The following is a 12,964-nucleotide window of genomic DNA, read 5'->3' on the forward strand; positions in this document are numbered from 1 at the left end:
CGACACTCCGCTTCGCTGCGTGCCGCCACGAGACACCACCACACCGCGCTGACGATTCACTCGCTCACGCTCGCTCATGACGACACTCCGCTTCGCTGCGTGCCGCCACGAGACACCACCACACCGCGCTGACGATTCACTCGCTCACGCTCGCTCATGACGACACTCCGCTTCGCCGTATGCCGCCACGAGGCTGACGCTCGCTCATGCGGTCGCCTCGGGGCGGTCGGCCTTGGCGTTGGCGCGTGAGGTGCGCTGCCACAGCGGCGGCGGTGTGCCGCCCCGGATCTCGGCGAGCAGGTCCCGCACCCGCAGCATGATCACGTCGGTCATCTCCTCCAGCACCGCCCGGCTCGGCGCGGCTCCGGCCCAGCGACTCAGGTCGACCGGCGGACCGGCCACCACGCTGACCGGGATGCGGGGGCGCGGGTTGAGCCGGGCCCGGCGCGGGTCGAAGATCTGCTCCGGGCCCCACATCGCCACCGGCACGACCGGGGCACCGGTGGTCAGCGCCAGCCGGGCCGCGCCGGTCTTGCCCTTCATCGGCCACAGGTCCGGCTCCCGGCTGGTGGTGCCCTCCGGATAGATGATCACCGCCGCGCCCTCTTTCAGCGCCTTGACCAGGGCTTCCAGCGACTTGGCCGCGTCGACTGAGCCGCGCTCCACCGGGATCTGGCGGCACCGTTGCAGGATCCAGCCGACCACCGGGACCTTGAACACGCTCGCCTTGCCGAGGAACTGCGGCCACCGGCCGGCGTCGTAGACGAAGTGCGCCGACACCAGCGGATCGGCGTGCGAGATGTGGTTCGCCACGATGATCACCGGACCGTCCTGCGGCAGGTGCTCCATGCCCCGCCAGGTACGCCGGGTCCAGACGGTCACCACCGGCTTGACCAGCACCACGGCGAACCTCCGCCAGAACCCCAGCCTGCGCCGACCCACCGTGCCTCCTCGTGCCCACCCCGACCCGCCCACCGGAGAGATCCGGTGACGCCCGCAGCCGAAATCATGCCTGTTCGCCCCTGGTACGGCCAGTGAGGGTACCGCCGACGGGCTGGCAGGATGACAGGTGTGAGTCAGCCCTGGAGCGTGGTGGTGCCGGTCAAACGCCTGGTCGCCGCCAAGTCGCGGCTGCGTGGCGGGCTGCCCGGCGTACCCCACGAGGAGCTGGCGCTGGCGCTCGTGGCCGACACCCTCGACGCGGTGCGGGCCTGTCCCGAGGTGGTCGAGGTGCTCGTGGTCACCGACGACGCCCGGGTCCGGGCCGAGGCCCTCGCGGCCGGGGCGCGGGTGCTGGCGGACGTCGCGGGCGCCGGACTCAACGGCGCGTTCCGGCACGGTGCGGCACAGGTGTCCGGGCCGGTGGCCGGGATCACCGCCGACCTTCCGGCGCTGCGTCCGGCCGAGCTGGCGGCGGCGCTGCGCGCGGCGCGGGACGCCCCGCCCGGCCTCCGCTGCTTCGTGGCCGACGCGCCGGGTACCGGCACCGTGCTGCTGACCGCGCCGGCCGGCGTGCCCCTCGGGCCGTGTTTCGGGCCCGGTTCGGCCGCGGCGCACGCGGCGAGCGGCGCCCGGCCGCTGGCCGGCGACTGGCCCAGCCTGCGCCGAGACGTGGACATTCCGGACGACCTGGCCGTCGCCGCCCGGCTCGGGCTCGGGCCGCGCACCGCACGACTGGCCGCCGGCTGCCTCACCGGCTGAGCCACCCCTGCGGTGTACGGTGCTGGACATGCAGGGCACGGTGGCGACCTTCGACGCGGCGACCCGCAGCGGGCTGCTGCTGCTCGACGACGGCACCGAGCTGTCCTTCCCGGCCCGCGCCTTCGACGCCTCCGGGCTGCGGCTGCTCCGGCTCGGCCAGCGGGTCCGCGTCGAGACCGACGCCGCCGGGGACGTGATCCGCGTGACCCTGCCGACGATGTCCTGACCTACCCAGCGGAAGTTCATTTTGCGTTAACCCGAGTCGGGTGATTATGAGCAGGTGAGCACCCCTCGCGAACGCAACGCCAGTCCCGCCGGCACCGACGACGACACCAGCCGCGACGCAGGTCGCTCCCGGGGATCAGACGGGCGCTTCCGCCGTACCCGGCCGACGACCGACCCGAACGGCACCGACCCGGCCGCCGCCTCCACCGGGCTGGAGGAGGTTATCGACCCGGTGTCCGGGCCGGGTGCCACGGCACCGTCCGGCGACGAGCCGCCGCCGGTCCGGCCGCTGCCGGAGGACCGGTTCCTCAACCGGGAGCTGTCCTGGCTCGACTTCAACGCCCGGGTCCTGGCGCTGGCCGAGGACCCGCACACCCCGCTGCTGGAGCGGGCGAAGTTCCTGGCCATCTTCGCCAGCAACCTCGACGAGTTCTACATGGTGCGGGTGGCCGGGCTCAAGCGCCGGCTCTCCGCCGGACTGCCGGTGCGCGGCGGCGACGGCATGCCGCTGCGTACCCAGTTGGCGCTCGTCGCCGAGAAGGCCGCCACCCTGGTCACCCGGCACGCCACCTGTTTCGTCGACGACGTGCTACCCAAGCTCGCCGACGAGGACATCCGGATCCTGCGCTGGTCCGACCTGGGTGACGCCGAGCGGGACCGGCTGCGCGCCTACTTCCGGGAGCAGATCTTCCCGGTGCTCACCCCGCTCGCGGTCGACCCGGCCCACCCGTTCCCGTACATCTCCGGTCGGTCGTTGAACCTGGCCGTGTCGGTGCGCGACCCGGACGGCGGGCCCGAGTTGTTCGCCCGGGTGAAGGTGCCGAACAACGTGCCCCGGTTCGTCCGCGTCGACCGGGACCAGCCCGGGGTGCGGATGGTGCCGGTCGAGGACGTCATCTCGGTACACCTCGGCCAACTCTTCTCCGGCATGCAGGTGGTGGAGTGCCACCTGTTCCGGGTCACCCGCAACGCCGAGGTGGAGGTGGACGAGGACCGCGACGAGGACCTGCTCCAGGCGCTGGAACGGGAGCTGGCCCGACGTCGCTTCGGCCCGCCGGTGCGGCTGGAGGTGGCCGCCTCCATCTCCGACCACATGCTGGAGCTGCTCGTCCGCGAACTGGACATGGACGCCCAGGACGTACTGCGGGTCCGGGGCCTGCTCGACCTCTCGGCGCTCTGGCAGTTGTACGGCGAGGCCGACCGGCCCGACCTCAAGGACCCGCCGTTCGTGCCGGCCACCCATCCCCGGCTCGCCGAGGGCGAGGTGCCGCGCAGCGTCTTCGCCACCCTGCGCGACGGGGACGTGCTGGTGCACCACCCGTACCACTCGTTCGCCACCAGCGTGCAGCGCTTCGTGGAGCAGGCCGCCGCCGATCCGCACGTGCTGGCCATCAAGCAGACGCTCTACCGCACCAGCGGCGACTCGCCGATCGTGGACGCGCTGGTCGACGCCGCCGAAGCGGGCAAGCAGGTGGTGGTGCTGGTGGAGTTGAAGGCGCGCTTCGACGAGGTGGCCAACATCGGGTGGGCGCGCACCCTGGAACGGGCCGGCTGTCACGTGGTCTACGGCCTGGTCGGGCTCAAGACACACTGCAAGACGGCGTTGGTGGTACGCCAGGAGGGCAACCAGATCCGGCGCTACTGCCACATCGGCACCGGCAACTACCACCCGAAGACGGCCCGGCTCTACGAGGACTTCGGCATGCTCACCGCCGACCCGGAGATCGGGGCCGACCTGACCGACCTGTTCAACGTGCTGACCGGTTACAGCCGGCAGACCGCGTACCGGCGGCTGCTGGTGGCGCCGCAGGGCATCCGCAGCGGCCTGATCGAACGCATCGAACGGGAGATCGCCCACGTCCGGCTGGGCATGCCGGGACTCGTGCAGTTCAAGGTGAACGCGCTGGTCGACGAGGAGATCACCGACGCGTTGTACCGGGCCTCCCAGGCCGGCGTCCACGTCGACCTCATCATCCGGGGCATGTGCACGTTGCGGCCCGGCGTACCGGGGCTGTCGGAGAACATCCGGGTCCGCTCGATCCTCGGCCGGTTCCTGGAACACTCCCGCGTCTTCCGGTTCGGCAACAACGGCGACGCCGAGTTCTGGATCGGCTCCGCCGACCTGATGCACCGCAACCTGGACCGGCGGGTCGAGGCGCTGGTCCAGGTCAGCGACCCGGTGGCCCGGGCCGAACTGGACCAGGTGTTCGGTGCCGCGATGAGCCCCGACATCGACGCGTTCGAGTTGGCCGCCGACGGGAGTTGGACCCGGCGTAACGGCACGACCGACGCGCCACCGGCCCACCTGCAGGGGATGCTGCTGCGTCGGGTCGGCAGCACCGCCGGGTGAGCGACGGCGGAATAGGCTGAGCGGATGATCGAGGAGGAACGGCGACGGACCGGATGACCGACGTGATCGAGATCCGGGCGGCCGGCGGCGTGGTGTGGCGGCCCGGACCGTACGACGACGTCCAGGTCTGTCTGGTGCACCGCCCCCGGTACGGCGACTGGACCCTGCCCAAGGGCAAGCTGGAGCCGGGCGAGCATCCGTTGGCGGCAGCCGTCCGGGAGGTCGCCGAGGAGGCCGACGCGCAGGCCGCGCCCGAGGTGCGCCTGCCCTCGGTGCGGTACCGCAGCGAGGGCAGTCTCAAGGAGGTCGACTACTGGTCGATGCGGGCGATGGGCACCGGCGGCTTCCAGCCGGGCACCGAGGTCGACGCGGTGCGCTGGCTCGACGTGGACGACGCGGTGGCGCTGGCCAGCTACCCGCACGACGCGGAGATCCTGGCCGCGTTCGCCGCCCTGCCCCGGGTCACCGCCACCATGGTGCTGGTCCGGCACGGGCACGCCGGCAAGCGGTTGACCTGGTCCGGCCCGGACACGGCCCGGCCGTTGGACGACCGGGGCTGGGCGCAGGCGCGGGCGTTGGCGCCGCTGATCGCGCTGACCCGGCCGAGCCGGCTGTTGTCGGCGTCACCGCGCCGCTGCGTACAGACCCTGGACCCGGCCGCCGAGACGCTGGACCTGCCGATCGAGATCAGCGGCGACCTGGACGAGCCCCTCGCCGGCCAGCAACCCGACGAACGCGTCCTCGCCGCGGCGGCGCGGATGGCCGCGCTGGCCGCCTCCGGCGAGCGTACGGCGGTGTGCAGCCAGGGCAAGGTGATCCCGGGCGCGCTGGAACGCCTCGCCGGGCAGGACGGCGACTACGACACCGACAAGGGCACGGGCTGGCTGCTCGCCTTCAGCGACGACCGTCTCGTTGCCGCCGACCGGCTCTGATCCGACGTCAGCCGGCACCGCCGGGCAGGGTGAGGGTGACCGCGACCGGCAGGTGGTCGCTGGCGGTGCCGGGTGTCGCGACGGCGTCGGAGGCGACCAGGTCGGGTGAGACGAAGACGTGGTCGATCTGGTCACGCGGGTCGTCGGCCGGGCTGGTCGGCACCGGGCGGGCAGCGGCGAACGCGTCGACCAGACCGGCGCCGGTGAGCGCGGTGAAGGCCGGGTCGCCCGGCTCGGTGTTGAAGTCACCGGCGACCACCAGCGGCAGGCCGTCGGCGTACCCGGTGGCGAACTCGGCGACGGCACGGGCCTGCACCACCGGATCCGCGCCGGGCGGTGGTTGCAGGTGCGTGCTCACCACGGCCAGGCGTACGCCCTCGCTGAAGTCCACGGTGACGCCGAGCGCCTGCGCGCCGGTGGGTGCGCCCACGGCGGGCAGCACCCGGGTCCGGGCCCGGTCCACCGGCCACCGGCTGAGCACCGCGTCGCCCCAGAGCGCGTCGGCGGCCGGCGCGAAGACGTAGGGCAGGCCCAGCCGGTCGGAGAGCAGGTGCAGGGTGTCGTGGCCGCCGTTGAGCAGCCAGCCCCGGTCCACCTCGCTGAGCGCCACCACGTCGGCGCCCCGGACCGCCCGTTCCAGGGCGGGCAGGTCGAACCGGCCGTCCATGCCGAAGCCCATCCGGATGTTGTAGGCCACCACCCGTACCTGCTCCGGCGGACCGGGCCGGTTGGTCGCCACCGGCCACGGCTCGTGCACCACCGCGGCGACGACGGCGGTCAGCGCGGCGAGCACGGCGATCGGCACCCTGGGCAGCCGGGCGAACGTGGTGGCCCCCTGGACGGCCGGAGCAGCCGCTGGAGCGCCGAACTCCTCGGTGGCCGGTGCGGTGGCCGGACCAGGCCGAAGACGGCCCTCCAGCGCGATCAGGCCGGTCAGCGCGGCCACCAGGGCCGGCAGCCACCCGTTGGGATAGCCGAGGTCGTAGGCGGCGTAGTAGAGCACCGAGACGACCGCGAAGACGAGCATGCCGCCCACCGCCGCGTACCCCCGACGGGTCGCGGACCGAGCCGACGGCACGGCGGCCCCGTCGGCCGACGCCAGGCAGCCGCCCAGACCGGCCGCGCTGAGCAGCACCGCGACGGTCAGCAGCGCCGGCGGGCCGTACCCGAACAGCAGGACACCGGCCAGCAGCAGCCCCGGCCACACCAGTCGGGTACCCGGCCGGGGCGGAGTCAGGGCGGCGAGCAGGAACACCGCCAGCGCCACGCCGAGCGGCGCGAACGCGAACAGCGGGGTCGAGGCGGTGCCCGCCGCGCCGAACCAGTAGGACGTCGCGGTGCTCACCACCGCCGGTGACAACGCCACCATGCCGCCCAGCAACAACGCCGGCCCGACGAGCAACCACGCCCGACCGTGCGGCACCGGCGTGGACGCACCGGGACGACGGGCGAGCAGGACCTCACCGGCGAGCAGCGCCACCACCATCACACCGCCGGCCACCCACGCCGCCCAACTCCCCCGCCAGACCAGGTCGTACGTGCCGACCAGCACGTGCCCGAGCGCCGCGGCGGCCAGTCCGAGCGCCAGTCCGGGTACTACGGTGCGCTCGCCCCGGGCCGCGGTCGCGGCGAGCCACACCAGACCGGCGAGCAGGCCGGCGCTGGCGAGCCAGAGCTGCGCGTCGCCGCCGGGGCCGGCGGTGAGGACGAGCCGGGCGACGCCCAGCAGCGCCACGGCCACCACGCCGACCACGCGGCCGCCGACCAGCCGGACGAGCGGCGGTGCGGCGAGCGCCAGCACGAACCAGCCGAGGGCGAACGCCCCGAGCAGCTCGGCCGGGGTCGACGCGGCCTGCCCGAAGATGGTGATGACCGACGGCAGGAACACCCGCAGCACGTCGGTCAGGACGACGAGACCGAGGGCCAGGGTGGCGGTACCGAGATGGCGGTGACGCGACACGGTTCCTCTTTCGCCGAGGGGTGGTCCGGCGATTCTGGGCGTCGTGCCCCGCCCCGTCAACGCCTCTCGGAGGCGGACCTTCGGCGGCGGACCCTACGGACATGGCGAGGGCGCCCGCCGTGCGGCGGACGCCCTCGTCGTACGACCGGCTCAGCGCCGGGTCGCGCTCTTCCTGGCCGGCGCCTTCTTCGCCGGTGCCTTCTTGGCCGTCGCGGTCTTCTTGGCCGCGGTGGCCTTGGACGCCGTGGCGGTCTTCTTCGCCGGGGCGGCCTTCTTCGTGGCGGTCGTCTTCTTGGCGGTCGTCTTCTTGGCCGCGGCGGTGGTCTTGGTCGCCTTGGCCACGGTCGTCTTCTTCGCCGCCGCCGTGGTCTTCGTGGCGGTCGTCTTCTTTGCCGCGGTGGCCTTCGCCGTGGTCGTCTTCTTGGCAGCGGTCGCCTTCGCACCCGTCGCCTTCGCACCGGTCGCCTTCGCACCGGTGGTCTTGGCGGTGGCCGCGGCGGTCTTCTTCGCCGCCGCCGTGGCCTTCGGCACCTTGCCGTTGGCCACCATCTCCTTGAACCCCGCGCCCGGACGGAAGGTCGGCACCGAGGTCTTCTTGACCTTCACCGCCTCCCCGGTACGCGGGTTGCGGGCTGTTCGCGCGCCCCGTACGCGCTTCTCGAACGCTCCGAATCCGGTGATCGCCACCTTCTCGCCCTTGGTGACCGCCGCCTGGACCTCAGCGAGGACCGCGTCGAGCGCGGCCGTCGCCGTTTTCCGGTCCCCCAGGCGAACGGCGAGCGCCTCGATGAGCTCGGCCTTGTTCACTACTTCCTCCTGATTGTGCAACTGACTCGACGCGAGCCATTCTGCGCGCACGGTATGCCCTGTGCTGCCCGGACACAAACATTCGGTGGAAAAAAGCCCTTGTGTCGTAACGGATTCGCCCCCACCGGTGGCACCGGTGGGGGCGGAATCGGCGACGGAGCCGGGTGAACGGGCTAGGCGACGCGGGGCAGGAAGGGCGGCCGAGTGCCCTCGAAGGCACTGATCTGCGCCTCGTGACGAAGGGTGAGTCCAATGTCGTCCAAGCCCTCCATCAGCCGCCAGCGGCTGAAGTCGTCGAGCGGGAACGACCACGTGGAACCGCCCGCTTGGACCTGCCGGGCGGTGAGGTCGACGGTGATCGCGGCCTTCGGGTCGGACTCGACCAGGGCCCAGATCTCCTCGACGGCTTTCAATTCCAGCTCGACCGGGAGCAGACCCTCCTTGAGGGCGTTGCCGCGGAAGATGTCACCAAAGCGCGGCGAGATCACCGCCTGGAAGCCGAAGTCGCGCAACGCCCACACGGCGTGCTCCCGCGACGACCCGGTACCGAACTCCGGACCGGCCACCAGAATCGAGGCACCCGAATATGATTCATCGTTGAGTACGAATCCCGGGTCCTCCCGCCACGCGCTGAACAACCCGTCGGCGAATCCGGTACGGGTCACCCGCTTGAGGTACACGGCCGGGATGATCTGATCCGTGTCCACGTCGGACCGACGCAGCGGCACCGCGGTGCCGGTGTGCACGGTGAACTTGTCCATCTGTCGCAGCCCTTCTCTACAGGTCGGCGGGGGCGGCCAGCCGACCGGCCACGGCGGTGGCGGCGGCGACCGGCGGGCTCACCAGGTGGGTACGCCCACCCCGGCCCTGCCGGCCCTCGAAGTTCCGGTTCGAGGTGGAGGCGGAACGCTGCCCCGGGGAGAGCGTGTCCGGGTTCATGCCCAGGCACATCGAACAGCCGGCGAACCGCCACTCGGCACCCGCGTCGGTGAAGACCTTGTCCAGCCCCTCGGACTCGGCGGCCTCGCGTACCGCGGCGGAGCCCGGCACGACCAGCATGCGTACGCCTTCGGCGACCTGGTGGCCGCGCAGCACGTCGGCGGCGGCCCGCAGGTCCTCCAGCCGACCGTTGGTGCAGGAGCCGACGAAGACCACGTCGACCGAGAGGTCCCGCAACGGCATACCGGGCCGCAGGTCCATGTACTCCAGGGCCCGACGGGCGGCAGCCCGCTCGGGCTCGGTGCCGAAGTCGTCCGGGTTCGGCACCGCCGCGCCCAGCGGCGCGCCCTGGCCCGGGTTGGTGCCCCAGGTGACGAACGGCGTGATCTCGGCGGCGTCCAGCGTCACCTCGGCGTCGAACGTCGCGCCCTCGTCGGTGGGCAGCGTCCGCCAGTACGCGACCGCGGCGTCCCAGTCCGCGCCGGCCGGCGCGTTCGGCCGCCCCTTCAGGTACGCGAAGGTGGTCTCGTCCGGCGCGATCATGCCGGCCTTGGCGCCCCACTCGATGGACATGTTGGCGATGGTCATGCGGCCCTCCATGGAGAGCGCCCGGATCGCCTCGCCCCGGTACTCCACGATGTGCCCGCGACCGCCGCCGGTGCCCACCTTCGTGATGAGCGCGAGGACCAGGTCCTTGGCGGTGACGCCGGGACCGAGCTGGCCGTTGACGGTGACCGCCATCGTCTTGGGCCGGGCCTGCGGCAGCGTCTGGGTGGCCAGGACGTGTTCGACCTCACTGGTGCCGATGCCGAACGCCAGCGCACCGAACGCGCCGTGGGTGGCGGTGTGCGAGTCGCCGCAGACGATCGTCATGCCGGGCTGGGTGAGCCCGAGCTGCGGCCCGATGACGTGCACGATGCCCTGGTTCTCGTCGCCCAGCGGGTGCAGCTTCACGCCGAACTCGGCGCAGTTGCGGCGCAGCGTCTCGATCTGCGTCCGGGAGGTGGGGTCGGCGATGGTGAGCAGGTCACCACGGCGCTGCCGGAACGAGGGATCGGCGTACCCGGTCGGGGTGTTGTGATCCTCGGTCGCGAGGGTGAGGTCGGTACGGCGCACCGGGCGGCCGGCGAGCCGCAGCCCGTCGAAGGCCTGCGGGCTGGTCACCTCGTGCAGCAGGTGCAGGTCGATGAAGAGCAGATCGGGCTCACCATCGGCGGACCGGACGACGTGCGCGTCCCAGACCTTCTCGGCCAGGGTCCTCGGCTCAGGAGTGACTCCCACCATCTGGACATCCTAAATTCTGGGAGGTAAATTTCGGCTTGTGGGACACAGTATGAGCGGTGTCGGCGTTCTCGACAAGGCGGTGGTCATCCTGGCCGCCTGTGTCGACGGCGCCAGCCTGGCCGAACTCGTTGAACGCACCAAGCTGCCCCGGGCCACCGCGCACCGGCTGGCACAGGCGCTGGAGATCCATCGGATGCTGGTCCGGGACACCCAGGGCCGCTGGCGTCCCGGTCCACGTCTGGGCGAACTGGCGAACGCCGCACCGGACGTGTTGCTGACCGCCGCCGAGCCGCTGCTGGCCGCCCTGCGCGACGCCACCGGCGAGAGCGCGCAGCTCTACCTGCGCCGGGCGGACGAACGGATCTGCGTGGCCGCCGCCGAACGCGCCAGCGGCCTGCGGGACACCGTCCCGGTGGGTTCGGTGCTGCCGATGGTGGCCGGTTCGGCGGCGCAGATCCTGCTCGCCTGGGAGCCGCCCGAGGCGGTGATGCCGCTGCTGCCCCGGTCCAAGTTCACCGGCCGCACCCTCGCCGAGGTACGCCGCCGAGGCTGGGCGCAGAGCGTCGCCGAACGCGAGGCCGGTGTGGCGAGCGTCTCCGCACCGATCCGGGACCGCACCGGCCGGGTCATCGCCGCGATCAGCATCTCCGGCCCCATCGAACGGCTCGGCCGCCGCCCCGGCGAACGTCACGCCATGGCCGTCGTCCGCGCCGGCCAACGCCTCTCCGGCCTCTAACCCACCCTCCCCTCCCTCCGCCCCCTGGCTTGTTCGCGATGATCAAGGAGTTTTGGTCACCGGCAGGGCCCGAGCCCGACGCAAACTCCTTGGTCAACTCGCCGGAGAGTGGGCTGGGGCGGGAGTGGGAGTGGGGGTAACCGGGGGGGGTGGGATGGGAGAAGCCCGCCTCGCGGGGCGAGACGGGCTTCGGTGTGGTAGCCCCGACCGGATTCGAACCGGCGCTACCGCCTTGAGAGGGCGGCGTCCTGGGCCGCTAGACGACGGGGCCAAGACTTTCCTGGTTCACCACCCCTGCGGGCGGTGCGGCAGTAGTCTAGCGGCGCCCTTCGCAGCGGCGGAATCTGGGGTGGGACGGTGCCGTCCGGCGAGGCCGGAGGCGGTTTCACCCGATCGGGTGAGGCGCGACGCCCGGCCGGCGACACCCGGCCTGCGGCAGCTCTGGCCGGAGATCGGGCGGCAAGAGGCGGGCGGCAGGCGGGCCGGAGGGTCGGGCGGCAGGCGGGCCGGGCGGCCGGGCGGAAGTGGGGGGCGGAGATCGGGCGGCAGGGGCCGGGCGGTCGAGCGCGCATCGGCTGCCGCAACTGGGCTCACGCACCATAGCGAAACGGCCCGACCCGCTGAGCGGGACGAGCCGTTACCTGAATCTGTAGCCCCGACCGGATTCGAACCGGCGCTACCGCCTTGAGAGGGCGGCGTCCTGGGCCGCTAGACGACGGGGCCAGAACACATTGCGACACCACCGCGCGGTGGTGTCGCCAAACTCTACCAGAACTCGTGACCGAGGCCCCTTGCAGAGCATCGGTGCTGAACTCCACCAGAATCCAGCGGCCTCGATTCTTGCGAATCTCGGCTGCGCTGGGGTACCAGGACTCGAACCTAGACTAACTGAACCAGAATCAGTTGGGCTGCCAATTACCCCATACCCCATTGGCCCCTTGCGGTGCCGGGGGCAAACTCTACCCTCCCGGCACCGACGGGCCAAATCGACTTCCCCAAACCGCCCTTGAGCTGCGTAAACGGCGGTCAGGTCGCGGACACGACAGGGTTGGCCAACTCGCCGATCCCCTCGATCCGGACGGCCACCGTATCCCCGTCCGTGAGCGGGCTAACCCCCGCCGGAGTGCCGGTCAGGACGATGTCGCCGGGAAGCAGCGTCATCACGTGCGAGACGTACGACACCAGGGCCGGCACGTCGAAGACCATGTCCCGGGTACGGCCGAGCTGACGGACCTCCATCTCCTCCGGGTCGCGTCCCACCTCGCAGCGGATCTCCAGGTCGGTGACGTCCAGGCCGGTGGTGATCCACGGACCGATCGGGCAGAACGAGTCGAACCCCTTGGCCCGGGTCCACTGGCTGTCGGAACGCTGGAGGTCCCGGGCGGTGACGTCGTTGGCGCAGGTGTAGCCGAAGATCGCCCGTTCGGCGGCGGCCCGGTCGGCGCGGCGGGCGCCCGGGGCACCGATGACCACGGCCAACTCCGCCTCGTGCTCCACCTGCTTGCTGAACTCGGGCAGGCGGATCGCGTCCCGGGGGCCGATGACGGAGGTGGAGGGCTTGAGGAAGAGCAGCGGCTCCTTCGGTACCTCGTTGCCGTGCTCAGCGGCGTGCTCGGCGTAGTTACGGCCGACACAGACCACCTTGCTGGGCAGGATCGGCGAGAGCAGGCGGACGTCGGACAGCGCCCACCGGACACCGCTGAACGTGATCTGGCCGAACGGGTGTCCGGTGATCTCGGCGACGGTCAGCCCCTGCGGGCCCGCCTCCGGCTCCCCCTCGACGACACCGAACGACATTCCCTTGGCATGAGCGAAACGAGCGATACGCACCAGGCCAATCTAGTCCGGTCGCAGACCGGACCGGCCAGCGCAATCTCGGCCGGTCGGCGACCGGACCGCCCAGGCCAGTCCCGTCGCGTCGCAGACCGGACCGCCCAGGCCAATGCGGTCCGGCCGGATCGACGGTGGCGCAGCGTACCCGCGACGGTCAGCGTCGGGGCCGGATTCGTCGCTTCGTACCCGCACGACGT

11 protein-coding genes and 3 tRNA genes are annotated in these 12,964 nt (G+C 72.1%); 5 read left to right on the forward strand and 9 right to left on the reverse strand.

Going from position 1 to position 12,964, the window contains the following annotated elements:
- Window positions 1-204: 204 nt before the first annotated feature.
- A complete protein-coding gene (locus ACIBO1_RS21500; RefSeq protein WP_396749191.1) occupies window positions 205-942 on the reverse strand; it encodes a lysophospholipid acyltransferase family protein in 738 nt (245 codons plus the stop codon).
- A 129-nt stretch (window positions 943-1,071) separates the two neighbouring features.
- Between ACIBO1_RS21500 and cofC the strand changes: the two genes are divergently transcribed.
- Genes cofC through ACIBO1_RS21520 form a run of 4 tightly spaced genes read left to right on the forward strand, consistent with a single transcriptional unit; the run spans window position 1,072 to window position 5,208 of the window.
- A complete protein-coding gene (cofC, locus tag ACIBO1_RS21505) occupies window positions 1,072-1,701 on the forward strand; it encodes a 2-phospho-L-lactate guanylyltransferase (protein WP_396749193.1) in 630 nt (209 codons plus the stop codon).
- Between the two features lie 28 nt (window positions 1,702-1,729).
- Window positions 1,730-1,927, forward strand: coding sequence for a cold-shock protein (locus ACIBO1_RS21510; protein ID WP_350693606.1), 198 nt, complete (start codon window positions 1,730-1,732; stop codon window positions 1,925-1,927).
- Between the two features lie 54 nt (window positions 1,928-1,981).
- Entirely contained in the window at window positions 1,982-4,276 is a 2,295-nt protein-coding gene (locus ACIBO1_RS21515) for an RNA degradosome polyphosphate kinase (protein ID WP_396749195.1), read from the forward strand.
- Window positions 4,277-4,329: 53 nt separating this feature from the next.
- Window positions 4,330-5,208: an NUDIX domain-containing protein gene (locus ACIBO1_RS21520; protein ID WP_396749197.1), complete on the forward strand. Its 879-nt coding sequence runs from the start codon at window positions 4,330-4,332 to the stop codon at window positions 5,206-5,208.
- Between the two features lie 7 nt (window positions 5,209-5,215).
- Here ACIBO1_RS21520 and ACIBO1_RS21525 read toward each other — a convergent pair whose 3' ends face one another.
- The 4 genes from ACIBO1_RS21525 to leuC all read right to left on the reverse strand — a co-directional run bounded on the left by ACIBO1_RS21525 (window position 5,216) and on the right by leuC (window position 10,198).
- On the reverse strand, window positions 5,216-7,168 hold the full coding sequence (locus tag ACIBO1_RS21525) for an endonuclease/exonuclease/phosphatase family protein (protein WP_396749200.1): 1,953 nt from the start codon (window positions 7,166-7,168) through the stop codon (window positions 5,216-5,218).
- Window positions 7,169-7,318: 150 nt separating this feature from the next.
- Window positions 7,319-7,975, reverse strand: a complete 657-nt coding sequence (locus tag ACIBO1_RS21530; protein WP_396749424.1) for an HU family DNA-binding protein — start codon at window positions 7,973-7,975, stop codon at window positions 7,319-7,321.
- Between the two features lie 173 nt (window positions 7,976-8,148).
- The gene (leuD, locus tag ACIBO1_RS21535; protein ID WP_396749203.1) at window positions 8,149-8,736 is read right to left on the reverse strand and encodes a 3-isopropylmalate dehydratase small subunit; all 588 of its coding nucleotides are present in this window, start codon (window positions 8,734-8,736) and stop codon (window positions 8,149-8,151) included.
- A gap of 16 nt (window positions 8,737-8,752) precedes the next feature.
- Window positions 8,753-10,198 (reverse strand): 3-isopropylmalate dehydratase large subunit, encoded by a 1,446-nt coding sequence (leuC, locus tag ACIBO1_RS21540; protein ID WP_396749205.1) that lies wholly within the window; start codon window positions 10,196-10,198, stop codon window positions 8,753-8,755.
- A 49-nt stretch (window positions 10,199-10,247) separates the two neighbouring features.
- Between leuC and ACIBO1_RS21545 the strand changes: the two genes are divergently transcribed.
- Window positions 10,248-10,934, forward strand: coding sequence for an IclR family transcriptional regulator (locus ACIBO1_RS21545; RefSeq protein WP_091084913.1), 687 nt, complete (start codon window positions 10,248-10,250; stop codon window positions 10,932-10,934).
- A 195-nt stretch (window positions 10,935-11,129) separates the two neighbouring features.
- On the opposite strand, the gene ACIBO1_RS21550 is transcribed toward ACIBO1_RS21545, so the two are convergent.
- The 4 genes from ACIBO1_RS21550 to ACIBO1_RS21565 all read right to left on the reverse strand — a co-directional run bounded on the left by ACIBO1_RS21550 (window position 11,130) and on the right by ACIBO1_RS21565 (window position 12,764).
- Window positions 11,130-11,205, reverse strand: a tRNA-Glu gene (locus ACIBO1_RS21550).
- A gap of 379 nt (window positions 11,206-11,584) precedes the next feature.
- A tRNA-Glu gene (locus ACIBO1_RS21555) sits at window positions 11,585-11,657 on the reverse strand.
- 135 nt (window positions 11,658-11,792) lie between these two features.
- A tRNA-Gln gene (locus tag ACIBO1_RS21560) sits at window positions 11,793-11,864 on the reverse strand.
- Between the two features lie 96 nt (window positions 11,865-11,960).
- Complete coding sequence (locus ACIBO1_RS21565) at window positions 11,961-12,764, reverse strand: fumarylacetoacetate hydrolase family protein (RefSeq protein ID WP_350693595.1); 804 nt, start codon at window positions 12,762-12,764, stop codon at window positions 11,961-11,963.
- Window positions 12,765-12,964 lie beyond the last annotated feature (200 nt).

This window comes from Micromonospora sp. NPDC049903, from assembly GCF_044460945.1.
Classification (GTDB): domain Bacteria; phylum Actinomycetota; class Actinomycetes; order Mycobacteriales; family Micromonosporaceae; genus Micromonospora.